General features: G+C 72.6%; 21 protein-coding genes. 15 read left to right on the top strand and 6 right to left on the bottom strand.

Annotated elements, in window-relative coordinates; genetic code table 11:
* Positions 1 to 45: 45 nt before the first annotated feature.
* From ACRYRX_RS00815 to ACRYRX_RS00790, 6 genes are all read left to right on the top strand, one after another.
* Positions 46 to 1,356, top strand: coding sequence for an extracellular solute-binding protein (locus ACRYRX_RS00815; RefSeq protein ID WP_432509874.1), 1,311 nt, complete (start codon positions 46 to 48; stop codon positions 1,354 to 1,356).
* An 80-nt stretch (positions 1,357 to 1,436) separates the two neighbouring features.
* Positions 1,437 to 2,411 (top strand): carbohydrate ABC transporter permease, encoded by a 975-nt coding sequence (locus ACRYRX_RS00810; RefSeq protein WP_432509873.1) that lies wholly within the window; start codon positions 1,437 to 1,439, stop codon positions 2,409 to 2,411.
* Positions 2,408 to 3,304: a carbohydrate ABC transporter permease gene (locus tag ACRYRX_RS00805; protein ID WP_432509872.1), complete on the top strand. Its 897-nt coding sequence runs from the start codon at positions 2,408 to 2,410 to the stop codon at positions 3,302 to 3,304. Before ACRYRX_RS00810 ends, ACRYRX_RS00805 begins: the two co-directional genes overlap by 4 nt.
* 47 nt (positions 3,305 to 3,351) lie before the next feature.
* The gene (locus tag ACRYRX_RS00800) at positions 3,352 to 4,809 is read left to right on the top strand and encodes a GH1 family beta-glucosidase (protein WP_432509871.1); all 1,458 of its coding nucleotides are present in this window, start codon (positions 3,352 to 3,354) and stop codon (positions 4,807 to 4,809) included.
* 111 nt (positions 4,810 to 4,920) lie between these two features.
* Positions 4,921 to 6,153 carry a formaldehyde dehydrogenase, glutathione-independent gene (gene fdhA, locus ACRYRX_RS00795; RefSeq protein ID WP_432509870.1) on the top strand — a complete coding sequence of 411 codons (1,233 nt, stop codon included), beginning with the start codon at positions 4,921 to 4,923 and terminating at the stop codon, positions 6,151 to 6,153.
* A gap of 94 nt (positions 6,154 to 6,247) precedes the next feature.
* A complete protein-coding gene (locus ACRYRX_RS00790) occupies positions 6,248 to 7,243 on the top strand; it encodes a TauD/TfdA family dioxygenase (protein ID WP_432509869.1) in 996 nt (331 codons plus the stop codon).
* Positions 7,244 to 7,357: 114 nt separating this feature from the next.
* Here ACRYRX_RS00790 and ACRYRX_RS00785 read toward each other — a convergent pair whose 3' ends face one another.
* Together ACRYRX_RS00785 and ACRYRX_RS00780 are read right to left on the bottom strand one after the other, a co-directional pair.
* Positions 7,358 to 9,016 (bottom strand): ABC1 kinase family protein, encoded by a 1,659-nt coding sequence (locus ACRYRX_RS00785; RefSeq protein ID WP_432509868.1) that lies wholly within the window; start codon positions 9,014 to 9,016, stop codon positions 7,358 to 7,360.
* A 79-nt stretch (positions 9,017 to 9,095) separates the two neighbouring features.
* A complete protein-coding gene (locus ACRYRX_RS00780; RefSeq protein ID WP_432509867.1) occupies positions 9,096 to 9,707 on the bottom strand; it encodes a class I SAM-dependent methyltransferase in 612 nt (203 codons plus the stop codon).
* Between the two features lie 134 nt (positions 9,708 to 9,841).
* Between ACRYRX_RS00780 and ACRYRX_RS00775 the strand changes: the two genes are divergently transcribed.
* Entirely contained in the window at positions 9,842 to 10,381 is a 540-nt protein-coding gene (locus tag ACRYRX_RS00775; RefSeq protein WP_432509866.1) for a Uma2 family endonuclease, read from the top strand.
* Positions 10,382 to 10,457: 76 nt separating this feature from the next.
* Here the strand turns inward: ACRYRX_RS00775 and ACRYRX_RS00770 are convergent, their stop codons facing one another.
* Genes ACRYRX_RS00770 through sdhC form a run of 4 tightly spaced genes read right to left on the bottom strand, consistent with a single transcriptional unit; the run spans position 10,458 to position 14,007 of the window.
* A complete protein-coding gene (locus ACRYRX_RS00770) occupies positions 10,458 to 11,303 on the bottom strand; it encodes a succinate dehydrogenase iron-sulfur subunit (RefSeq protein WP_432509865.1) in 846 nt (281 codons plus the stop codon).
* Positions 11,303 to 13,135, bottom strand: a complete 1,833-nt coding sequence (locus ACRYRX_RS00765; protein ID WP_432509864.1) for an FAD-binding protein — start codon at positions 13,133 to 13,135, stop codon at positions 11,303 to 11,305. Before ACRYRX_RS00765 ends, ACRYRX_RS00770 begins: the two co-directional genes overlap by 1 nt.
* A gap of 21 nt (positions 13,136 to 13,156) precedes the next feature.
* A complete protein-coding gene (locus tag ACRYRX_RS00760) occupies positions 13,157 to 13,663 on the bottom strand; it encodes a succinate dehydrogenase hydrophobic membrane anchor subunit (RefSeq protein WP_432509863.1) in 507 nt (168 codons plus the stop codon).
* A gap of 11 nt (positions 13,664 to 13,674) precedes the next feature.
* Positions 13,675 to 14,007 carry a succinate dehydrogenase, cytochrome b556 subunit gene (gene sdhC / locus ACRYRX_RS00755; RefSeq protein ID WP_432509970.1) on the bottom strand — a complete coding sequence of 111 codons (333 nt, stop codon included), beginning with the start codon at positions 14,005 to 14,007 and terminating at the stop codon, positions 13,675 to 13,677.
* Positions 14,008 to 14,405: 398 nt separating this feature from the next.
* Between sdhC and ACRYRX_RS00750 the strand changes: the two genes are divergently transcribed.
* From ACRYRX_RS00750 to ACRYRX_RS00715, 8 genes are all read left to right on the top strand, one after another.
* Complete coding sequence (locus ACRYRX_RS00750; protein WP_432509862.1) at positions 14,406 to 15,605, top strand: mannose-1-phosphate guanylyltransferase; 1,200 nt, start codon at positions 14,406 to 14,408, stop codon at positions 15,603 to 15,605.
* A 76-nt stretch (positions 15,606 to 15,681) separates the two neighbouring features.
* Positions 15,682 to 16,953, top strand: coding sequence for an amidohydrolase (locus tag ACRYRX_RS00745; protein WP_432509861.1), 1,272 nt, complete (start codon positions 15,682 to 15,684; stop codon positions 16,951 to 16,953).
* Between the two features lie 146 nt (positions 16,954 to 17,099).
* Positions 17,100 to 18,197, top strand: coding sequence for a BMP family lipoprotein (locus ACRYRX_RS00740; RefSeq protein WP_432509860.1), 1,098 nt, complete (start codon positions 17,100 to 17,102; stop codon positions 18,195 to 18,197).
* A 39-nt stretch (positions 18,198 to 18,236) separates the two neighbouring features.
* Positions 18,237 to 19,754: an ABC transporter ATP-binding protein gene (locus ACRYRX_RS00735; RefSeq protein WP_432509859.1), complete on the top strand. Its 1,518-nt coding sequence runs from the start codon at positions 18,237 to 18,239 to the stop codon at positions 19,752 to 19,754.
* The gene (locus tag ACRYRX_RS00730) at positions 19,751 to 20,965 is read left to right on the top strand and encodes an ABC transporter permease (RefSeq protein WP_432509858.1); all 1,215 of its coding nucleotides are present in this window, start codon (positions 19,751 to 19,753) and stop codon (positions 20,963 to 20,965) included. Before ACRYRX_RS00735 ends, ACRYRX_RS00730 begins: the two co-directional genes overlap by 4 nt.
* Positions 20,962 to 22,269, top strand: a complete 1,308-nt coding sequence (locus ACRYRX_RS00725; RefSeq protein WP_432509857.1) for an ABC transporter permease — start codon at positions 20,962 to 20,964, stop codon at positions 22,267 to 22,269. Before ACRYRX_RS00730 ends, ACRYRX_RS00725 begins: the two co-directional genes overlap by 4 nt.
* Positions 22,266 to 22,688, top strand: a complete 423-nt coding sequence (locus ACRYRX_RS00720) for a cytidine deaminase (protein WP_432509856.1) — start codon at positions 22,266 to 22,268, stop codon at positions 22,686 to 22,688. Before ACRYRX_RS00725 ends, ACRYRX_RS00720 begins: the two co-directional genes overlap by 4 nt.
* Entirely contained in the window at positions 22,685 to 23,968 is a 1,284-nt protein-coding gene (locus ACRYRX_RS00715; RefSeq protein WP_432509855.1) for a thymidine phosphorylase, read from the top strand. Before ACRYRX_RS00720 ends, ACRYRX_RS00715 begins: the two co-directional genes overlap by 4 nt.
* Positions 23,969 to 24,085: the final 117 nt, after the last annotated feature.

The following is a 24,085-nucleotide window of genomic DNA, read 5'->3' as shown; positions in this document are numbered from 1 at the left end:
GATCACCGTCGATCCGCCGTCCAGGCGAGGCCCGAGGAGTTCCCCATGCCCACCGTCCGCGCGAAGACCCTCGCCGCCCTGGCGACGACCCTCACCGGCGCCCTGCTCTTCACCACCTCCTGCAGCACCGCGCAGTCCAGCACCGGCGAGCAGTCCGGGACCGGCGGCGGGAAGAACCTCTCCGTCAGCCTGTTCGGCACCTTCGGCCTCGACGAGGCCGGGCTGTTCGACGAGTACGAGAAGCTCAACCCCGGGGTCACCATCCAGTACGAGTCGACCCAGGGCGAGAACAACTACTGGCCCGCCCTGCAGACCAAGCTGGCCTCCGGCAACGGGGCCGCCGACATCCAGGGCATCGAGGTCGGCCGCATCGCCGACGTCGTCGCCAACCAGGACGACAAGTGGGTCGACCTGTCCAAGACGGTCGCGGGGGAGCAGACCCCGAACTACCCCGAGTGGAAGTCGGCCGCGGCCACCACCGAGGACGGCAAGGTCCTGGGCATGGGCACCGACATCGGCCCCATGGGCCTGTGCTACCGCAGCGACCTGCTCCAGCAGGCCGGCCTGCCCACCGACCCCGCCCAGCTCGCCGCCCGGATGACCTCCTGGGACGACTACGTGGCCCTGGGCCGGGAGTTCAAGGCGAAGGCGCCCGCGGGCGCGGCCTGGATGGACTCCGCCGGCGGGTTCTACAACGCGATCGTCTCCACCGAGGAGGAGATCTACTACGACGAGGCCGGCGAACTGGTCTGGGACAGCAACCCCGCCGTCAAGGGCGCCTTCGACACCGCCGCCGCGGCCGCGGCCGAGGGGCTGACGGCCAAGCTGGAGCAGTTCGAGGACCCGGCCTGGGACACCGGGTTCGGCAGCGGATCGTTCGCGACCATCGCCTGCCCCGCCTGGATGGTCGGCTACATCAAGGGCAAGGCCGGCGACGCCGGCGCGGGCAAGTGGAACGTCACCTCCCTGCCCGGTGGGGCCGGCGGGAACTGGGGCGGCGCCTACCTCGGCATCCCCGCCTCCAGCAAGAACCAGGAGGAGGCCGCCAAGCTCGTCAAGTGGCTGACCGACCCCGAGCAGCAGGCCAAGGTCTTCGCGGTCGGCGGGAACTTCCCCTCCAACACGAAGGCGTTCCCGCTGGTCGCCGACGCCACCGACGAGTACTTCCAGGGCGCGCCCATCGGCCAGATCTTCTCGAAGGCCGCCGAGTCCGCCCCCACCCAGGTCCTCGGTGAGGAGGACGCCGTCGTGAAGTCCTCGCTGGTGCAGGCCCTGCTGTCCGTCGAGGTCAACGGCATCACCCCCGCCGCCGCCTGGGACAGCGCCTCCAAGGACCTCGCCAACCAGATCGGCTGACCGCGCACCGGGGTGGCCGCCGCACGGCGGCCACCCCGGCCCCGCCGAACCCGATCCGACCCGACCCGCGAGGAGACGCCGTGAGCGCTCAGAGCACGACCGCCCCACCGGTCCCGCCCCGCCCGGGCGCCCAGGCCCCCGGACCCACGCTGCGGTCGCGGCTGTTCCGGTTCGAGGCCGTGGCCGCGCCGTACGCCTACATCGCCCCCTTCTTCCTGCTGTTCCTCGCCTTCGGGCTCTTCCCGCTGGTCTACACGATGTGGATCAGCTTCCAGTCCTACGAACTGGGCTCGGACCCGGAGTGGACGGGCTGGGAGAACTACGTCTGGCTGTTCACGAACGAGAAGTTCTACAACGCCCTGGCGAACACCTTCACCCTCGGGGTGCTGTCCACCGTCCCGCAGCTCCTGCTGGCCCTCGGCCTGGCGCACCTGCTGAACTACCGGATGCGCGGGCGGAACTTCTTCCGCGTCGCGATGATGATGCCCTACGCCACCTCGGTGGCCGCCTCGACCCTCGTGTTCGCCCAGATCTTCGGGCGGGACAACGGCTTCGCGAACTGGCTGCTGTCCCTCGTCGGGCTGGACGCCCTGGACTGGCGCAACGGCGACCTCAGCGCGCAGATCGCCATCTCGATCATCGTCATCTGGCGGTGGACGGGTTACAACGCCCTCATCTACCTGGCGGGCATGCAGTCCATCCCGCAGGACCTGTACGAGGCCGCCGCCCTCGACGGCGCCAACCGCTGGCAGCAGTTCCTGCACGTCACCCTGCCCGGCCTGCGGCCCACCATCCTGTTCACCGTCGTGGTCTCCACCATCGGGGCCACCCAGTTGTTCGGCGAGCCGCTGCTGTTCGGCGGCGTCGACGGCGGTGCGCTGAACCAGTACCAGACGCTGGGGTTGTTCATGTACCAGCAGGGCTGGGCCTTCGGGGCCCTCGGCCGGGCCGCCACGATCGCCTGGGTGACGTTCCTGCTCATCATCGTCCTCGTCCTGCTGAACACCGCGCTGGCCCGGTGGCGCGACCGCGACCCCCAGGGAGCCCGCCGATGAGCACCACCACCGTCCGCGACGCCGCGCTGGCCGCCCCCACCCCGCCGACCGACGGCCGGCGCCGGCGCTACCGCGCCCCCGACGCCGCCGGCGGCCTGACCTACGTGCTGCTGGGGATCACGACGGTCGTCTTCCTCGTGCCGTTCTACTACATGATCGTCGCGGCGAGCCGCCCCATGGCGGAGATGAACCAGTCGCCGCCGCCGTTCCTGCCCGGCCCGTACCTGTGGCAGAACATCACGACCGCGCTGGAGCAGCAGGCCATCGGCCTGGCCATCGTGAACTCCCTCGTCGTCGCCGGCGCCACGACGGTCGGCACCCTGCTGTTCTGCACGCTGGCCGGTTTCGCCTTCGCGAAGCTGCGATTCCGCGGCAAGAACGCGCTGTTCGCCATCACCATCGGCACCCTGATGATCCCCCCGACCCTGGGGGTCGTGCCGCTCTACAAGATCATGTCCGACTGGAACCTGGCCGGCCGGCTGGAGTCGGTGATCCTGCCCTCGCTGGTCACGGCGTTCGGGGTGTTCTTCATGCGCCAGTACCTCGTGCAGACGCTGCCCGACGAACTGCTGGAGGCGGCGAAGGTGGACGGCGCGTCCTCCACCCGGACGGTCTGGTCCATCGTGCTGCCCATCGCCCGGCCCGGGATGGCGGTGCTGGGGATGCTGACGTTCATGACGGCCTGGAACGACTTCTTCTGGCCCGTCATCGCGCTGAACTCCTCGATGCCGACGGTGCAGGTCGCCCTGAACAACCTCGGCAGCGGGTACGTCCCCGACACCTCGATCATCATGGCCGGCACCCTCGTCGGCACGCTGCCGGTCATCGTCGTCTTCGTCCTGCTGGGCAAGCAGATCGTCAGCGGCATCATGGCCGGCGCCGTCAAGGGCTGACCGCCCCACCCCGCACCCACCTCCTCCGACGTCCCCGAAAGGCCCCCGTGACCACCACCGAAGAACGCCGCACCGTCCCCGCCGCCACCGAGCGCGCCTTCCCGCCCGGGTTCGTCTGGGGGACCGCGACCGCGTCCTACCAGATCGAGGGCGCGGTGGCCGAGGACGGTCGCACGCCCTCGATCTGGGACACCTTCAGCCACACCCCCGGCCGCGTCGTCGCCGGGGACACCGGCGACGTCGCCGACGACCACTACCACCGCTTCCGCGAGGACATCGCCCTCATGCAGCGGCTGGGCCTGGCGTCGTACCGGTTCTCCGTGGCCTGGCCGCGCATCACCCCGCAGGTCACCGCCGACGCGCTCGGCCCCGTCAACGAGGCCGGGCTGGCGTTCTACTCCACGCTGGTCGACGAACTCCTCGCCGCGGGCATCGAGCCGGCCGTCACCCTCTACCACTGGGACCTGCCGCAGGCCCTGGAGGACGCCGGCGGCTGGACCGCCCGCAGCACCGCCGAACGCTTCGCCGAGTACGCCGAGGTCGTGGCCGCGGCGCTGGGGGACCGGGTCCGCACGTTCATCACCCTCAACGAACCGTGGTGCTCGGCCTACCTCGGGTACGCCTCCGGCGTCCACGCCCCGGGCCGCACCGAACCCGCCGCGGCGCTGACCGCGGTCCACCACCTCAACCTCGCCCACGGCCTGGGCGCCGCCGCCGTGCGCCGCGCCGCGCCGGGAGCGCGGGTGGCCCTCACCCTCAACCTCGCCTGGGTGCGCACCGACGGGACCCGCGCGGCCGACGCCGACGCCGTGCGCCGCGTCGACGGCCTGCAGAACCGGGTCTTCCTCGACCCCGTCCTGCGCGGCAGCTACCCCGCCGACGTGCAGGCCGACACCGCCGAGGTCACCGACTGGTCGTTCGTGCGGGAGGGGGACCTGGCCCTGATCCACCAGCCGCTGGACGTCCTCGGGGTCAACTACTACAGCCCCACCGTCGTGCGGGCCTGGGACGGCTCGGGTCCCCGGGCCGAGAACGACGGGCACGGCGCCAGCGCGCACAGCCCGTGGGTGGGTTCGGAGCGCGTCGTGGAGTTCCCCGAGCTGCCGGGGGAGAAGACGGCGATGGGCTGGAGCGTCGACCCGCGCGGCATGACGGAGCTGCTTCTGCGGATCCACCGCGAGCACCCCGGCCTGGAGCTGCTGGTCACCGAGAACGGCGCCGCCTACGACGACGTCGTCGTCGCCGGGCAGGTCCACGACGTCGAGCGCACCCGCTACCTGCGCGACCACCTCGCCGCCGTGCTCGACGCCGTGGAGGCCGGTGCCCCCGTCCGCGGCTACTACCTGTGGTCGTTCCTGGACAACTTCGAGTGGGGCTACGGGTTCTCCAAGCGGTTCGGCGTCGTCCACGTCGACTACGCGACGCAGGAGCGCACCGTGAAGGACAGCGCCCTCTGGTACGCCTCGGTCGTCAGCCGCAACGCGGTGCCCGCCGTCGCCGGCTGACCGCGGCCCGCCCGGGGTGCGCGCGCGCTCTTGCGCGGCGCACCCCGCCGGGGTTGGGTGGGGCCAGCGCGCCGACACAGGGGTCGGCGCCCGAGAGGAGAGGCCCCCTCCGTGACCACGAGCACCGCCAGCGGCAACCGCGCCGTCGCCTACCTCGGCCCCGGCAAGGTCGAGGTCCAGACGATCGACTACCCGACGTTCGAGCTGAAGGACGGCCCGGGCGTCAACCCCGCCAACGTCGGCCGCAAGGTCGACCACGGGGTCATCCTCAAACTCGTCGCCACCAACATCTGCGGGTCGGACCAGCACATGGTGCGCGGTCGCACGACCGCGCCGCCGAACCTCGTCCTGGGCCACGAGATCACCGGCGAGATCGTCGAGGTCGGCCGTGACGTCGAGTTCCTGAAGGTCGGGGACCTGGTGTCGGTCCCGTTCAACATCGCCTGCGGCCGCTGCCGGAACTGCAAGGAGCGCAAGACCGGCATCTGCGAGAACGTCAACCCCGACCGTCCCGGCTCGGCGTACGGGTACGTCGACATGGGCGGCTGGGTCGGCGGCCAGGCCGAGTACGTGCTGGTGCCCTACGCGGACTTCAACTGCCTCCGGTTCGCCGACAAGGACCGGGCCATGGAGAAGATCCTCGACCTGACGATGCTGTCCGACATCTTCCCGACGGGTTTCCACGGCGCCGTCACCGCCGGGGTCGGGGTGGGGTCGACGGTGTACGTGGCCGGGGCCGGCCCAGTGGGGCTGGCGGCCGCGGTGGGCGCGCAGCTGCTCGGGGCGGCCGTCGTCATCGTCGGTGACCTCAACGCCGACCGGCTCGCCCGCGCCCGCAGCTTCGGCTGCGAGACCGTCGACGTGTCGCAGGGCGACCCGAAGGACCAGATCGAGCAGATCCTCGGGGTCCCCGAGGTCGACTCCGGGATCGACGCCGTCGGTTTCGAGGCCCGCGGGCACGGCGCCGGATCGGCGCAGGAGGCGCCGGCGACGGTGCTGAACTCGCTCATGGGCCTCACCAAGGCCGGTGGGGCGCTCGGCATCCCGGGCCTGTACGTCACGGGCGACCCCGGCGGGGTCGACGAGGCGGCCAAGAAGGGGTCGCTGTCCCTGGACCTGGGGACCGGCTGGGCCAAGTCGCTGTCCTTCACGACGGGGCAGTGCCCGGTCATGAAGTACCACCGCGGCCTGATGATGGCGATCCTGCACGACAAGGTGCAGATCGCGAAGGCCGTCGGGGCGACGCCGATCTCGCTGGACGAGGCGCCCGCCGCGTACGCCGAGTTCGACGCCGGGGCGCCGAAGAAGTTCGTCATCGACCCGCACGGGATGATCAAACGCTGACAGATTGTCCAGTTCGCAACGTCCGAACTAGGCAGACTGCCCGTCGTCGACGCGCTACGGTGTCCTGACAGCGCGTCGACGATGGGAGCTGCTCGTGTCCTCGGTGTTCCTCGACTCCTCGGCCGTGGTGCCGACGATCCGTGAACTGGCCCCGGTGGAGCGCGACGCGCTCGCCCGGCTGGGGTCACGGCTCACCACCGACCCCGTCACCGCACCGGACGCCTTCGGCCGCCAGGCCCGCCTGCTCGCCCGCGAGCTGCCGCGCGACCTCGCCGAGACGCTGTGGGCGTTCGAGGAGCGCGGCTCCGACAGCGGGGTGCTCGTGCTGCGGGGCCTGGAGGTCGGGGACCTGCCCGCCACCCCGCCGGACAACCGCGGCGGCGTCGGCGGCCGCACCCTGCTCGCCCGCCAGCAGGCCGTCGTCAGCCACGCCCTCGGCCACATGGTCGGGTACGCCGCCGAGGGCCACGGGCACCTCCTGCAGGACATGGTGCCGAACGCGAAGCTCGCCGCCACCCAGCAGTCGCAGGGGTCGCGGGTCGAGCTCGAGGCCCACACCGAGCAGTGCTTCTCCGACCTGCGGCCCGACTACGTCGTGCTCGGCTGCCTGCGCGGCGACGCCGACGCCGCCACCTACGCCTTCCGCGCCCTCGACCTGCTCCCGCACGTCGACCCCGCCGACGTGCTCGAACTGTTCCGGCCGCTGTGGACGACGCTCGTCGACGAGTCGTTCGCCGACTACCTCGACACCCGCGAGGTGCGCGGCCCCTTCCCGATCCTGTCCGGCGACGCCGACGACCCCACCATGCTCGTCGACCAGGACCTCATGCACGGCATCACCAAGCACGCCCAGGCCCTGCTGGAGCGGGTGCTGGAGATCTACGTCGCGCACCGGCACGCCGTCGTCCTCCAGCCCGGCGACGTGCTGCTGCTCGACAACCTGCGCGCCATGCACGGACGGTCCCCGTTCGCGCCGCGCTTCGACGGCACCGACCGGTTCATCACCCGCGGCTTCGTCGTCCGCGACCTGCGCCGGTCCCGGTTCGCCCGCCCCGGCGACGGCCGCGTCGTGCAGGCCAGCTTCTCCTGACGCCCGCCCCTCGTGGCCGCTTCGGGGGGAACGTTGACTCCCCGGTGACGATCATCGTCACCGGGGAGTCAACGTTCCCCCCGGCGGCGGCCGTGGCGGGCCGAACGGCGGGACTCAGCGCCGGCGGCGCCGGTGCCCGCGCGCGGTCCACCCCAGGTAGCCCGTGAGCGCGGCCAGGGCGGCGCCGCCGATCGCGACGACCTTCGTCTCGTGCGGCTTGAGCCGCTCGGGGTCGGTCGAGCCGAGGGTCGCGAGCGCCTCGATGCCCGCGGACACGACCAGGCCCACGACGAGCCGGTTGCCGATCCGCTCCAGCCGCGCCACCAGCGGGTCGAGCTCGTCGGTGCGCAGCGACACCGAGATGCCGTCGCGGTCCAGCACGTCGAGCAGCCGGCCGAGCTGACCGGGCAGCTCCACACCGAGCTGGGCGACGTCGACCCCCGCCTGCCGCACCCGCTTGGCCAGCACGATCGGGTCGAAGTGCCGCCGCACGAGGCGCCGCGCGTACGGGCCCAGGACCCGGCCGAGCTGGAAGTCGGGGTCCAGGCTCGCCCCCAGCCCCTCGGTCATGACGATCATCTTCACGACGAGGGCGAGGTTGCGGGGCAGCGCCAGGTGGTGCCGGCGCAGGATCTCCAGCACGTCGCGCACGATGTCCCCGACGGAGATCCGGCCCAGCGGCAGCCCCTCGTACTTGCGCAGCAGGTGCGCGCAGTCGGTGGCCAGCCGCACCCGGTCGACCCGGTGCTCGGTGACGCCGATCGTCGCGAACGCGGCCGCGATGCGGGCCGGGTCCCGGCGGTCGAACGCGGCCAGCAGCATCGCCAGGTGCTCGCGGGAGCGTTCGTCGACCTCGCCGACCATCCCGTAGTCGAGCAGCCCGATGCGCCCCGACGGCTCGATGAGGAAGTTGCCCGGGTGCGGGTCGGCGTGGAAGAACCCGTGCTCGAAGACCATGTCCGCCAGCAGCCGCGTCGCGCGCGCCGCCAGCGCGGACCGGTCGATCCCGTGCTCGGCGAGCCCGGCCGCGTCGCTGATCTTCACGCCGTGCAGCCGTTCCAGCGTGATGACGCGGGACGTCGTGGTCTCCCAGTAGACCTGCGGGACGTGGATGTCGGGGTCGCCGTGGAAGTTGCGGGCGAACCGCTCGGCGTTGTGACCCTCGGCGAGGTAGTCCAGCTCGGCCCGCAGCGTGTCGGCGAAGTCCGTCGCGAGGCCGACGACGTCGTAGTCCGCGGCGACCGACCAGCGGCGGGAGGCCTGGACGGCCAGGGTCCGCAGGATCTCCAGGTCGCCCTCGACCTCCTCCACCACGCCGGGGCGGCGGACCTTCACGACGACCTGCGTGCCGTCCTCGCGGACGGCGGTGTGGGCCTGGCCGATCGAGGCGCTGGCCAGCGGTTCGCGGCTGAAGTGGACGAACAGCTCCTCCGGGTCGGCGCCCAGCTCCTCCTCGACGGCGCCGCGGACCACCTCCCACGGCACCGGGCTCGCGCTGTCCTGGAGCTTCTCCAGCTCCCGCTGGAAGGTGGGGGGCAGCAGGTCCGGGCGGGTCGAGAGGATCTGCCCGATCTTGGTGGCGGTCGGGCCGAGCTCCTCCATGACGAGCCGGACGTGCTCGGCGCGGGTGTGCCGCTCGCGCTCGCGGGGGTGGCCGAACAGTTCCCAGTCGGCGCGCACCCACCGTTCGAGCCCGAGGGCGTCGATGAAGTACCCCAGACCGTGCCGCGACAGGATGCGGCTGATCTGCAGGTAGCGGTCCTGGTGGCGCATGCCCCTCCCCGGGTGGCTCTGCCCGCACTCTACGGAGGGTCCCGCCGGCCCGCGCGCGCCGCACCACCCCCCGCGGGGGTCAGGCCGGTCGCGTCAGGCGGTGCACCGTCACCCCGGCCGGCCCGCCGTGCGGCAGGTGGCCGACCGTCCACTGCGTCGCCGCGCGCTCGAGGAACTCCGGTGCGGGCAGGCGGCCGGGGTCGGCGACCCACACCTCGCCGCCGGGGGCCACGAGGGCGGGCAGGACGTCCAGGATCGGGGCGACGTTGCGCCGCTCGTACAGGACGTCGGCGGCCACGACGAGGTCGAAGGGCGGGGCCAGGGGAGCGGGGTCCGCGGTCCAGCTCCAGGCGGTCACCACCAGGTCGGCGCCGTTCGCGGCGGCGTTGTCGCGCAGCACCGACACGGCGTCGGGGGACCAGTCGGCCGCCGTCACCCGCTGCCCGGCCAGGGCGGCGACGAGGGACGGCACACCCAGCCCGCAGCCGATCTCCAGGGTGCGGGTCCCGGGGCCGCGCCCGGCCAGCACCTCCGCGAGGGCCAGCGCGCTGGGCCACAGCTCGGCCCAGTACGGCACGAACTCGTCGCGCGCGAAGGCCTCCTCGGTGAACAGCGCCTCCAGGTCCCGCGGCACCTTCAGCGTGAGCGCCCGTCCGGCGACCGACAGGTTCCGTTCGACCAGGTCCAGCACCCTGGGAGCGTAGCGACCCGCCGGCGACCTCGACGCCGTGCGGGGTCCCTCGCCGTCGGGACGTCGCCGGGGGATACTGGGAGCCGGCCGAGCGGGAGGGCGGGGGCGTGGCAGCGGAACTGAACGACGACGCGGTGAGCGTGCTCCACCGCGAGTGGACCTTCGACGACCTGCTCGCACTTCCCGACGACGGGTACCGCTACGAGATCCTGGACGGACAGCTGATCGTGACCCCGCCCCCCTCCGTCGTGCACCAGGACGTGATCGACAACCTGCGGGCGGCGCTGGTGGCGACGGTACCGGGCGACTGGCGGCTCAAGACCGGCGTCGGTGTGCGGATGCCGCGGCTCGGGCCCGAGCGGTACGTCATCCCCGACCTCCTCGCCGCGACGGGACCTAGACCCGCCCACTACTACGAGCCCGAGGCCGTCCGCCTCGCCGTCGAGGTGACCTCCCCGGCCACCCGGCTGCGGGACCGGGGCTCGAAGAAGGAGCTGTACCAGGCGCACGGCGTCCCGCACTACCTGCTCGTCGACCTCGACGCCGAGACCGTGACGAGCTGGGTGCTGGAGGCTGCTGAGTACCGGCTGCAGTGGCGGATGACGCCCGACGTCCCGGGGCGTGACCTGCTCGCCGGGGTCACGCTCGCCCGGCTCACCGCCGAGGCGCACTGACCCTCTGCGCCGCACCGCGGGCGGGACGACGGAGGGCCCGACCGCACCGGCGGTCGGGCCCTCCTGTCGTGGTGCCTCAGAGCTTGCGGGAGATCAGCGCCTGCTTGACCTCGGCGATCGCCCGCGTCACCTGGATCCCGCGGGGGCAGGCCTCGGAGCAGTTGAAGGTCGTGCGGCAGCGCCACACGCCCTCCTTGTCGTTGAGGATCTCCAGGCGCAGGTCCGACGCCTGGTCGCGGCTGTCGAAGATGAACCGGTGCGCGTTGACGATGGCGGCCGGGCCGAAGTACTGGCCGTCGTTCCAGAACACCGGGCAGCTCGACGTGCACGCGGCGCACAGGATGCACTTGGTGGTGTCGTCGAAGCGTTCGCGGTCGGCCTGCGACTGGATGCGCTCGCGGGTCGGCTCGGCGCCCTTGGTGATGAGGAACGGCATGACCTCGCGGTAGGCCGCGAAGAACGGCTCCATGTCGACGATCAGGTCCTTCTCGATCGGCAGGCCCTTGATGGGCTCGACGACGATGGGCTTCTTGATGTCGAGGTCCTTCAGGAGCGTCTTGCACGCCAGCCGGTTGCGGCCGTTGATGCGCATCGCGTCCGAACCGCACACGCCGTGGGCGCAGGAGCGCCGGAACGTGAGGGTCCCGTCCTGCTCCCACTTCACCTTGTGCAGGGCGTCGAGCACGCGGTCGGTGCCGTGCATCGTCAGCTCGTAGTTCTCCCAGTGCGGCTCGGAGTCCTTCTCCGGGTCGTACCGGCGCAGCTTCAGGGTGATCGTGAACGAGGGGATCTCGCCCGTCCCGCCCGTTCCCTGGCCCTCGCCCGCCGAGGGGCGACCCTGACCGCTGCGGGCGGTCTCGGAGGACTTGGCCGGGCCCGCCTCGGCGTTCGTCTCCCGCGGGCTCGTCTCGAACGTCGACATCAGTACTTGCGCTCCATCGGCTGGTAACGGGTCTGGACGACCGGTTTGAAGTCCAGGCGCGTCGAGTAGGACCCGTCGGCGGCGTGCTCGCGGTAGACCATGGTGTGCCGCATGTAGTTCACGTCGTCGCGGTTGGGGTAGTCCTCGCGGAAGTGGCCGCCGCGGGACTCCTTGCGCTCCAGCGCGCCCAGGCACATGGCCTCGGCGAGGTCGAGCAGGAACCCGAGCTCCAGGCCCTCGAGGAGGTCGAGGTTGAAGCGCTTGCCCTTGTCCTGGACCGAGGCGCGCGCGTAGCGCTCCTTGAGCCGCTCGATGTCGGTGAGCGCCTGCTTGAGCGTCGCCTCGGTGCGGAACACCTGGGCGTTGGCGTCCATCGTCTCCTGCAGCTCGCGGCGGATGTCGGAGATCCGCTCGCCCTGGGGGCGGTCGCGCAGCTCGGCCATCCAGTTCACGACGGGCAGCTCGGACCCCTCGGGGACGGCGATCCACTCGGCCTTCGTCGCGTACTCCGCGGCGGCGATGCCGGCGCGGCGGCCGAAGACGTTGATGTCGAGCAGCGAGTTCGTGCCCAGGCGGTTGGAGCCGTGGACCGAGACGCAGGCGACCTCGCCGGCGGCGTACAGGCCCGGCACCACGCGGGTGTTGTCCTGCAGCACCTCCGCGTCGACGTTCGTCGGGACGCCGCCCATGGCGTAGTGCGCCGTCGGGTACACCGGGACGGGCTCGGTGTACGGCTCGACGCCCAGGTAGGTGCGGGCGAACTCGGTGATGTCGGGGAGCTTGGCGTCGATGTGCGCCGGTTCGAGGTGGGTCAGGTCGAGCAGGACGTAGTCCTTGTTCGGCCCGGCGCCGCGGCCCTCGCGCACCTCGTTGGCCATCGACCGGGCGACGATGTCGCGCGGGGCGAGGTCCTTGATGGTGGGGGCGTAGCGCTCCATGAACCGCTCGCCGTCGGCGTTGCGCAGGATCCCGCCCTCACCGCGGGCGGCCTCGGACAGCAGGATGCCCAGGCCCGCCAGGCCGGTCGGGTGGAACTGGAAGAACTCCATGTCCTCCAGCGGCAGGCCGCGGCGGTAGGCGATGGCCATGCCGTCGCCGGTGAGGGTGTGCGCGTTCGAGGTCGTCTTGTAGACCTTGCCCGCGCCGCCGGTGGCCAGGACGACCGACTTGGCCTGGAAGACGTGGATCTCACCGGTGGCGAGCTCGTACGCGACGACGCCGGCGATCCGCTTGTCCCCGGGGACGCCGATGGTCGGCGGGGTGGCCAGACCGGGCTGCTCGGCGGCGCCCTCGATCTCGGTGCCCGTCCTCGCCTCGGTCTGCGGCACCAGCAGCAGGTCCAGGACGTAGAACTCGTTGAAGAACTCCACCTCGTGCTTCACGCACTGCTGGTAGAGGGTCTGCAGGATCATGTGGCCGGTGCGGTCGGCGGCGAAGCAGCTGCGGCGCACGGGGGACTTGCCGTGGTCGCGGGTGTGCCCGCCGAACCGGCGCTGGTCGATCTTGCCCTCAGGGGTGCGGTTGAAGGGCAGGCCCATCTTCTCGAGGTCCAGGACCGCGTCGATGGCCTCCTTGCACATCACCTCGGCGGCGTCCTGGTCGACGAGGTAGTCACCGCCCTTGACGGTGTCGAAGGTGTGCCACTCCCAGTTGTCCTCCTCGACGTTGGCCAGCGCGGCGCACATGCCGCCCTGGGCCGCACCGGTGTGCGAGCGCGTCGGGTAGAGCTTGGTGAGCACCGCGGTGCGGGCCCGCTGGCCCGACTCCAGGGCCGCGCGCATCCCCGCGCCGCCCGCGCCGACGATGACGACGTCGAACTGGTGCGTCTGCATGGTGGCTGCTCCGCTCTCGGATCAGGTGTTCGGGCTGGTGACGGTGGGCACGTTGTCGATCGCCGGGCGGCAGACGTCCAGCGTGGAGTTCGGGTCCATGCACGGGTCGAACGTGAAGATGACCAGCGTGCCGACGACGAGGACGATGACGGTGGCCAGGTAGAGCGCCATCTTCAGCCAGAAGCGGGTCGCGTCGCGCTCGGCGTAGTCGTTGATGACGGTGCGGACGCCGTTGGTGCCGTGCAGCTGCGCCAGCCACAGCATCAGCAGGTCCCAGACCTGCCAGAACGGGCTGGACCACTTGCCGGCGACGAAACCCCAGTCGACCTGGTGGATCCCGGTGCCCGTCATGAGGTTGACGAACAGGTGGCCGAAGACCAGGACGATGAGGACGACGCCGGACACGCGCATGAACAGCCAGCCGTACAGCTCCCAGTTGGTCCGGGTCGGCTTGTTGCGCTTGTACGGCGAGCGCGGGGTCTCCAGGGCGGGGGCGTAGCTGCCGCCGGGGGTCTGATCGGTGCTCACGACTGCGCCCCTCAGTGGGTGAAGACGTTGGTCAGGTGGCGGACGAGGAACGGCACCATCAGGACGACCCAGACGACCACGACGCCCCAGAACAGCTTGCGCTGGTGCTTGGTGCCGCCGGACCAGAAGTCGACGAGGATGATGCGGATCCCGTTGAGGGCGTGGAAGACCACCGCGCCGACGAGCCCGGCCTCGCCCAGCCCCATGACGGGGTTCTTGTACTGGCCGATGACGCCGTTGTAGACCTCGGGGGAGACCCGCACGGTGGCGGTGTCCAGGACGTGGACGAAGAGGAAGAAGAAGATCAGCACGCCGGAGATCCGGTGCATCACCCACGACCACATGCCTTCGCGGCCCCGGTAGAGCGTCCCTGCGGGTTTCCTGCTCCCGGCGGGCGTCCCCTGTCCGGGTGGGGTCAGGCTCGTGGCCACCAGCGTCCTCCTCGAGTGCTCCTCGACGCCGGGTCCACCGGGGCTACGGCGCGCAGGCGGCGGCGTCTGGATCCACTGTAGGCGCGCGGTCACGCGCGGGCCGCCCCACGGGTGGGCCCGTGGGGGATTTGTGATGAAGGACTCACGGCGTCGTGAGGCGCACGTCACGCAGGTCAGCCTCACCTACCGTGGACCACGGAAGGCCGTCCGCGCAACCTCCTACGGCGTGTCGGAGGACGCGTCACCCGCACGGGCGACCCCGGGGGGTGACCTCCCGGTCGCGCCCGGCCCGCCCCGGTAGGTTCGCGGCCATGACTGACGGGGGACAGCACAGCACGAGCCGGCCCAGCGAGCCGGGGGCCTGGTCGGCGTCGTGGTCGGAGGACGACCTCGAGGACGCCCAGATCGACCTGTCCGACTTCCACGCCGTGGTGCCCGCCGGCGGCGCCGGGACCAGGTTGTGGCCGCTGTCGCGCAAGGACCGGCCCAAGTTCCTGCTCGACCTCACCGGCCGCGGCCGCACCCTCCTGCAGCAGACCTGGGACCGGCTGCTGCCCCTGGCCGACGCCGACCGACTGCTCGTGGTGACCGGCCGCTCCCACGCCGACGCCGTCGCCGCCCAGCTGCCGGACCTGCCCGAGGCCAACATCCTGCGCGAGCCGGCCCGGCGCGACTCCGCGGCCGCCATCGGCCTGGCCGCCGCCGTCCTCGTGCGCCGCAACCCCGACGCCGTCCTCGGCTCCTTCGCCGCCGACCACAACATCTCCGGCCGCGACGACTTCGAGAGCTCCGTCGAGGAGGCCGTCGTCACCGCCCGCCGCGGCTTCGTCGTCACCATCGGCATCGCGCCCTCCCACCCCGCCACCGGCTTCGGCTACATCCGCCTCGGCAAGCGGCTGCGCCTGGAGGGGGCCCCCAACGCCCGCCGCGTCGTGCAGTTCAAGGAGAAGCCCGACGCCCGCACCGCCTCGGCCTACCTGTCCACCGGCGACTACCGCTGGAACGGCGGCATGTTCGTCACCCGCGCCGACGTCCTGCTCGAACTGCTCGCCGCGCACGCCCCCGCCCTGCACGCCGGGCTCCAGCGCATCGCCGACGCCTGGGACACCCCCCAGCGCGACGCGGTCCTGGAGGAGCAGTGGGCCGCGCTGCCGGCCATCGCCATCGACCACGCCGTCGCCGAGCCCGCCGCCGAGGAGGGCCGCGTCGCCGTGGTGCCCGCCACCTTCGGCTGGGACGACGTCGGCGACTTCTCCTCCCTCGGCGACCTGCTGCCCGCCGACGCCGACCAGCCCAAGGTCCTGGGCAACCCCGACCTCGTCCTCACCGAGAGCGTCGCCGGCGGGCTCGTCGTGCCCGCCAACGACCGCGTCGTCGCGCTCCTCGGCGTCGACGACCTCGTCGTCGTCGACACCCCCGACGCCCTCATGGTCACCACCCGCGCCCGGGCGCAGGAGGTCAAGAAGCTCGTCGAGCGGGCCCTGGAGGCCGGGCTCGACGAGGTCGTCTGACCCTCGGGACCGCGAGCCGGCCCCGCGGGCGGGTGCGGTCGGCGGGGTGCGCGCGGCACGGGTAGCGTCGGGTGGCGTGACCAGCGACACCAGCACCCCGCGGACCTCGGCCGGTCGCGGTGAGCTCGGTGAGCCCGGCCACCCGCTGCGGGAGCGGGTCGCCGACCTGGTCGTCACCCACGAACCCGCCGCCCGGGCGCTGCGCCGCGACCTGCACGCCCACCCGGAGCTCGCCCGCGCCGAGCACCGCGCCACCGGCCTGCTCGCCGAGCGGCTCACCCGCGCCGGGGCCCGGGTGAAGCTGCTGCCCGGCACCGGCCTCATCGCCGACCTCGGGCCCGCCACCGGACCGCGGCTGGCCCTGCGCGCCGACCTCGACGCCCTGCGCACCCCCGAGTCCACCGGCCTGCCCTACGCCTCCACCGTCGACGGCGTCGCGCACGCCTGCGGGCACGACGTCCACACCGCCTGCGTCCTCGGCGCCGGGCTCGTCCTGGCCGACCTCGCCCGCACCGGCGACCTCCCCCACGGCGTGCGGCTGCTGTTCCAGCCCGCCGAGGAGGTCATGCCCGGCGGCGCGCTCGACGTCATCGGCGCCGGCGCCGTCGACGACGTCGCCGCGATCTACGGCCTGCACTGCGACCCCAGCCTCGACGTCGGCACCGTCGGCCTCAAGGCCGGGCCCATCACCTCCGCCTCCGACCACGTCACCGTCCGGCTGCACGGCACCGGCGGGCACACCTCCCGCCCCCACCTGGCCGGCGACCTCGTCTTCGCCCTCGGCCAGGTCGTCACCCAGCTGCCCGCCGTCCTGGCCCGCCGCGTCGACCCCCGCGCCGGGGTGAACCTCACCTGGGGCGCCGTGCACGCCGGGGACGCCCCCAACGCCGTGCCCGCCGAGGGTTACGCCTCGGGGACGCTGCGCTGCATGGAGACCGAGGCCTGGCAGCACGCCGGTGAGCTCGTCGAGGCCGTCGTCGCCGACCTCGTCCGGCCCTACTCCGTGCGCGCCGAGGTCAGCCTCGTGCGCGGCGTGCCGCCGGTCGACAACGACGTCCACTCCACCGCCGCCCTCGAGGCCGCCGCCCGCGCGCTGCTCGGCACCGACGACGTCCTGCCGACCCGGCAGTCCCTGGGCGGGGAGGACTTCGCCTGGTACCTGCACCACGTCCCCGGCGCCATGGTCCGCCTGGGCACCCGCACCCCCGGTGGACCCACCTACGACCTGCACCGCGGCGACTTCGCCCCCGACGAGGCGGCGCTCGCCGTCGGCATGGGCGTCCTGGCGCTCACGGCGCTCTCACCCCGGGCACTGCCGGCCCACAAGAACCCCGGCGTGCCCAGTTGAAAGGTCTCGATCTGGACAACCTGCCCGGCGCAGCAGACCGGGCAGAGGTTTTCGGCCACTACGATGACGGCGCGTTCGCACCAGCCGGCGCTCGCGGCGCACCCCTGGCGTTCCACCCGACCCGCCGACCACGGAGGACCACCCCCATGAAGACGATCCACCGCCTCGCCCCGGTGGCAGCCCTGGGCGTGACCGCCCTGCTGCTGGCCTCCTGCGGTGACCGGCCGGACGACACCTCCGGCTCGGGGGGCCAGGCCAGCGGCAGCGGCGGTGACGCGTTCACCGCCTGCATGGTGCTCGACACCGGTGGCGTCGACGACCGCTCGTTCAACGAGAGCTCCTACGCCGGCTTCGAGCAGGCCAAGGCGGAGAACCCGGCCATCGAGATCTCCTACGTCCCGTCCAACAGCGACGCCGACTACGTCCCGAACCTCAACGCCGAGGTCGCCAAGGGCTGCGGCACCATCGTCGCCGTCGGCGGCCTGATGAAGGACGCCGTCGCGGAGGTCGCGAAGGCCAACCCCGACCAGGCCTTCGCCGAGATCGACTCCGACGCGGCCGCCGACAACGTCTACGCCTTCCAGTACAACACCGCCGAAGGCGGTTTCCTGGGTGGTTACCTCGCGGCCGGCATGACCAAGACGGGCACCGTCGGCACCTGGGGCGGCATCAACATCCCGCCGGTGACCATCTACATGGACGGTTTCTGGGAGGGCGTGCAGTACTACAACCAGCAGAAGGGCACCAGCGTCAAGGTCCTGGGCTGGGACGAGAAGAACCCCGACGGCGGCACCTTCGCCAACTCCTTCCAGGACCAGGGCGCGGGCCGCTCCATCACCGAGACGCTGGCCGGTCAGGGCGCCGACGTGATCATGCCGGTCGCGGGCCAGGCCGGTCTGGGCGCGGGCGCCGCGGCCGAGGCCGCCGGCGGTTCGCTGAACCTCATCTGGGTCGACACCGACGGCTGCCAGAGCGCGTCGCAGTACTGCCAGTACTTCATCTCCTCGGTGACGAAGAACCTCACCAACGCCGTCAAGGACTACGTCCTGGCCGCCGCCGAGGGCGACACCCCCACCGGCGGGTACGTCGGCACCCTGGAGAACGAGGGCACCGGCCTGGCGCCGTTCAACCAGTTCGACGCGAAGGTGCCGGCCGAGCTGAAGAGCGAGCTCGAGGCCGTGAAGGCGGGCATCATCGACGGCTCGATCGAGATCACCTCGCCGAACGCCATCAAGGCCAGCTGAGAACCGGAACGCGAAGGCGACGAGGGGAACGACGCGCAGGTGCAACTGGAACTCAAGGGCATCACGAAGCGCTTCGGGCCCCTCGTCGCCAACGACTCCATCGACCTCGTCGTCCGCGAGGGCGAGATCCACGCCCTCCTGGGCGAGAACGGGGCCGGCAAGAGCACGCTGATGAACGTGCTCTACGGCCTGTACACCCCCGACGAGGGGCAGGTCCTCGTCGACGGCGAACCCGTGGAGTTCACCTCCCCTGGGGACGCCATGGCGGCCGGCATCGGCATGGTGCACCAGCACTTCATGCTCGTCCCGACGTTCACCGCCACCGAGAACATCGTGCTGGGCACCGAGCTGACGAAGGCCGGCGGGTTCCTGGACCGGCGCCGCGCCCGCGAGCGCGTCGAGGAGACCTCCCGGCGGTTCGGGCTGGCCATCCCCGCCGACACCCTCGTCGCCGACCTCGCCGTCGGCGTGCAGCAGCGCATCGAGATCGTCAAGGCGCTGCTGCGCGAGGCGAAGGTCCTCGTCCTGGACGAACCCACGGCCGTGCTGACCCCGGCCGAGACCGACGACCTCATGCGCGTCATGCGCGAACTGGCCGACGCCGGCACGTCGATCGTCTTCATCACCCACAAGCTGCGCGAGGTGCGGACCGTCGCCGACCGCATCACCGTCATCCGCCGCGGCAAGGTCGTCGGCGAGGCGCTGCCCAGCGCCTCCCCGGAGGAGCTGGCCGCGCTCATGGTCGGGCGGGACGTGCGGCTGCGGGTCGACAAGAAGGCCGCCGAACCCGGGGGGACGGTCCTGCGGATGGACGGCGTCCGCGTCCTGGACCCCTCGGGGACCGTCCTGCTCGACGGCATCGACCTCGACGTCCGGGCGGGGGAGGTCCTCGCGGTCGCCGGGGTCGACGGCAACGGCCAGACCGAGCTGACCCGCAGCATCGTCGGCCTGCAGGACGTCGAGGCCGGGACGGTGAGCATCGCCGGCACCGACGTCACCGGCGCCGGGATCGACGACGTCCTCGCCCTCGGGGTGGGGTACGTCCCCGAGGACCGGCTGCACGACGGCCTCGTCGGGTCGTTCAGCATCGCCGAGAACCTGGTGCTCGACCTCGTGGACTCCCCGCAGTTCGCCCGCGGGCTGTCCGTGGACCGCGACGCGCTGCGCCGCAACGCCGCCGAGCGCATCGAGGAGTTCGACATCCGCACCCCGTCGGCGCAGGCCGCCGCCTCGACCCTGTCCGGCGGGAACCAGCAGAAGGTCGTGCTGGCCCGCGAGATGACGCGGCCGCTGAAGCTGCTGGTCGTGGCTCAGCCCACCCGCGGCGTCGACGTCGGCAGCCAGGAGTTCGTGCACCAGCGGATCGTGGCCGAGCGCGACCGCGGCGCCGCCGTGGTCCTGGTGTCCACCGAGCTGGACGAGGTGCGGGCGCTGGCCGACCGCATCGTCGTGATGTACCGCGGCCGGATCGCCGGTGAGGTCGGTCCGGACGCCACGCAGGAGGAACTGGGGCTGCTCATGGCCGGCGCCGCGACGACGAGGGAGGACGACCTGTGAGCTCCACCCCGCTCGCGCAGGAACCGGTGCAGGGGACGGGGCGCCGGCGTCCGCGCCGCGGCGGCGGCTGGCTGCTGACGGCCTGCGCGATCCTCAGCGCGCTGCTGGTCGGCGCGGTGCTCATCGTCATCGGCGACGAGCAGTCCCGGGCCAGCGCCCAGTACTTCTTCAGCTACCCGTGGGACTTCTTCTCCAACGCCTGGTACTCCGTGCGCGACGCCTACCTGGCGCTGCTGCAGGGGGCGCTCTACAACCCGAGCTTCTCCGGGACCGCCGCCCTGCGGCCGGTCTCCGAGACGCTGGTCAACGCGACACCGCTGATCCTGGCCGGTCTGGGCGTGGCCCTGTCGTTCCGGGTGGGCCTGTTCAACATCGGCGCCCAGGGGCAGATCATCACCGGCGCGATCGCCGCCGCCTGGGTGGGGTTCACCCTGGACCTGCCCGTGGTGCTGCACGTCGTCGTGGCCGTCGCCGCCGGGATCCTCGGGGGCCTGGTGTGGGGCGGCGTCGTGGGCCTGCTCAAGGCGCGCACGGGCGCCCACGAGGTCATCACGACGATCATGCTGAACTACGTCGCGATCAACCTGCTGACCTACCTGCTGGGGGTGCGCTGGTTCCAGCGCCCCCCGTACAACCAGGCCATCTCCGAGCAGGTCGACGCCAGCGCCGAGCTCCCCGCGCTGCTGGGGTCGTCGCTGCGGGTCAACGCCGGGCTGGTGCTGGCGGTGCTGGCGGCGGTGTTCGTGTGGTGGCTGTTCGAGCGGTCCCGGCTCGGGTTCCGGCTGCGCGCGGTGGGCGCCAACCCGAACGCGGCCCGCACGGCGGGCATGGCGGTCGGGCGGCTGCAGGTGGTCTCGATGGCGCTGGCCGGTGGGCTGGCCGGGCTGGCCGGGGCCACCCAGGTGCTCGGGGTCACCGGCAGCGTGACCGGCAGCGTCGCGGGCAACATCGGTTTCGACGCCATCACCGTGGCGCTGCTGGGCCGCAACAACCCCTACGGCGTCATCGCCGCCGGGGTCCTGTTCGGCGGCCTGCGGGCCGGCGCGGTGCAGATGCAGTCCGCGACCGGTGTCCCCGTCGACCTGGTCGGCGTCCTGCAGGCCACGATCGTCCTGTTCATCGCGGCGCCGGCGCTGATCCGCTCGGTGTTCCGCCTGAGGTCCGGCGGCGCCGGCGTCGGTTCCGAGCTGGCCGGAGGGTGGACCCGATGAGTTCCGCAGTGAGCCCCGAGACCCCCGCGGCGGTCGTCGAGCACGCCCGCGTCGAGCCCCCGCTGAGCCTGCGCAAGCGGGTCCTGACCGGTGGCCTGCTGGTCGTCGTGGGCCTGGTGGCCGTGCTCGGCTGGGGGATCGGCTCGGGCCCCGACGACGCCACGTTCCGCTTCGGCGGCGGGTCGGCCGTGACCCTGCCCGACCTGACCGTCCCCGCCACCCTCACGCCCGTGCTGCTCGGCGCGGTGGTCGTGGTGCTGGGCCTGTTCCAGCTCGCCCGGGGTTTCCGCGCCCGGCGCAACCCGCTGGTCGTCGCGGTCACCCTGGTCTGCTTCGTCCTGGCGTTCCTGTGCTGGGTCATGAGCGGGGGGCCGGGCGCCTCCATCGACGTCGTGCGGCTGCTGCAGCAGACGGTGTTCCTCGCGACCCCGCTGATCCTGGGCGCCCTGGCCGGTGTGCTGGGCGAGCGCAGCGGCGTCGTCAACGTCGCCATCGAGGGGCAGATGCTGACCGGCGCCTTCGCCGGGGCCCTGGTCGGGTCGATGGCCGGCAGCCTGGGCGCCGGGGTCGTCGGCGCGGTCCTGTCCGGCGCCGTCGTCGGCTGGCTGCTGGCCGTGTTCGCGATCCGCTACCGGGTCAACCAGGTCATCCTCGGCGTCGTCATCAACGCCGCCGCGCTCGGGTTCACCGGCTGGGCGTACAAGGCGCTCATGCAGTCCGACACCCAGCGGTACAACTCCCCGGGGGTCCTCAACCCGATCCGGATCCCGCTGCTGGCCGACGTCCCGGTCGTCGGCCCGCTGCTGTTCCAGGCGAACGTCCTCGTCTACGCCATGTACGCGATCATCATCGCGCTGCAGGTGGTGCTCTTCCGGACGAAGTGGGGCCTGCGGACCCGCGCGGTCGGCGAGCACCCCAAGGCCGCCGCGACCGTCGGGATCGACGTCCTGCGCGTGCGGTACGTCAACGTCGTCGTCGCCGGCGGCATCGCCGGCCTGGCGGGCGCCTACCTGTCGATCGGGACCATCGGGCCGTTCACCGAGAACATGTCCGCCGGGAAGGGGTTCATCGCGCTGGCCGCGGTGATCTTCGGCCGGTGGAGCCCGCGCGGGGCCGTCGCGGCCTCGCTGCTGTTCGGGTTCTTCGCCGCGCTGCAGACCCTCGTCGGGGTCCTGCCCGCGCCGGGGGAGGTCCCCTCCAGCTTCCTGTCCATGCTGCCGTACCTCGCGACGATCCTGGCCGTGGCCGGGTTCGTCGGCCGGGTTCGGCCGCCCGCCGCCTCCGGAGAGCCGTACCCCGCGTGAACCCCGACCCCACCCCCGACTTCGACCAGCTCAGGGACGCCGCCCGCGAGGCGCTGCGGCACTCCTACTCGCCCTACTCGCGGTTCCCCGTCGGGGCGGCCGCGCTCGTCGACGACGGCCGCGTCGTGTCCGGGGCGAACATCGAGAACGCCTCCTACGGGGTGACGCTGTGCGCCGAGTGCACCCTCGTGGGGCAGCTGCGGATGACCGGCGGGGGCCGGCTCGTCGCGTTCGCCTGCGTCGACGCCGTCGGCAACGTCCTCATGCCGTGCGGCCGCTGCCGCCAGCTGCTGTACGAGTTCGGCGGCCCGGACCTCCTGGTCGACTCCCCGCGCGGCGTGGTGCCCATGACCGAGGTGCTGCCCGACGCGTTCGGGCCGCACGACCTGACCGACCCCGCCCGGAAGGTGTCCCCGTGACCCAGCAGTTCGCCGCCGTCGACGTCATCCGCACCAAGCGCGACCGGGGCGCGCTGTCCGACGCCCAGATCGACTGGGTGATCGACGCCTACACCCGCGGCGAGGTCGCCGAGGAGCAGATGTCGGCCCTGGCCATGGCGGTCCTGCTCAACGGGATGGACCGGCGCGAGGTGTCCCGCTGGACGAGCGCGATGATCGCCTCCGGGGCGCGGCTGGACTTCACCGACCTGCCCCGGCCCAGCGTCGACAAGCACTCCACCGGCGGGGTCGGGGACAAGGTCACGCTGCCGCTGGCCCCGCTCGTCGCGGCCTGCGGCGCCGCCGTCCCGCAGCTGTCCGGCCGCGGCCTCGGCCACACCGGCGGCACCCTCGACAAGCTCGAGGCGATCCCCGGCTGGCGGGCGTCGCTGACGCTGCCGGAGATCCGCGCCCAGCTCACCGACCTCGGCGCCGTGATCTGCGCCGCGACCGGTGACCTCGCCCCGGCCGACAAGAAGCTGTACGCGCTGCGCGACGTGACCGGCACCGTCGAGGCGATCCCGCTGATCGCCAGCTCCATCATGAGCAAGAAGATCGCCGAGGGCACCAGCGCGCTCGTCCTGGACGTCAAGACCGGCTCCGGCGCGTTCATGAAGGAGCTCGGGCAGTCCCGGGAGCTGGCCCGCACGATGGTCGACCTCGGCACCGACGCGGGGGTGCGGACCGTCGCCGTCGTCACCGACATGTCGACGGTCCTGGGCCGCACCGCGGGCAACGCGCTGGAGGTCCGCGAGTCCGTGGAGGTCCTGGCCGGCGGCGGCCCCGCGGACCTCGTGGAGATCACCCTCGTGCTGGCGCGGGAGATGCTCGCCGCCGTGGGCCTGGACGCCGTCGACCCCGCCGACGCCCTCGCCGACGGCCGGGCCATGGACGCCTGGCGGCGGATGATCGCCGCCCAGGGCGGGGACCCGGACGCCGAGCTGCCGCGCGCCCGGCACACCCACGACGTGCTGGCCCCCGCCGACGGGTTCCTCGACGTCGACGCGCTGGCCGTCGGGGTCGCCGCGTGGCGGCTCGGGGCGGGCCGGTCGCGGCGCGAGGAGGCCGTGCAGGCCGGGGCCGGGGTGGAGCTGCACGCCGTGCGCGGCGACGCCGTGCGCGCCGGGCAGCCGGTCATGACCCTGCACACCGACACCCCCGAGCGGTTCGAGTGGGCGCTGCAGGCGCTGGAGGGCGGGTACCCGGTGACGGAACGGGCGCCCGCTCCGGTGCCGCTGGTGCACGAGCGCGTCACCGCCTAGGGTTCCGCGCCCCTGGACCGAACGGGTCGCGATCCCCGGACCCGCCACCCGAACGGGTCAAGCGTGATCCAGGACGGCGCGACGGCTGCCGATGCCAGACCGGACAGCGGCAGGACG

The organism is Kineococcus lubricus (assembly GCF_050871965.1).
Taxonomy (GTDB): domain Bacteria; phylum Actinomycetota; class Actinomycetes; order Actinomycetales; family Kineococcaceae; genus Kineococcus.
Note: the sequence above shows the minus strand (reverse complement) of the source record. Positions and strands in the feature narration are given on the sequence as shown.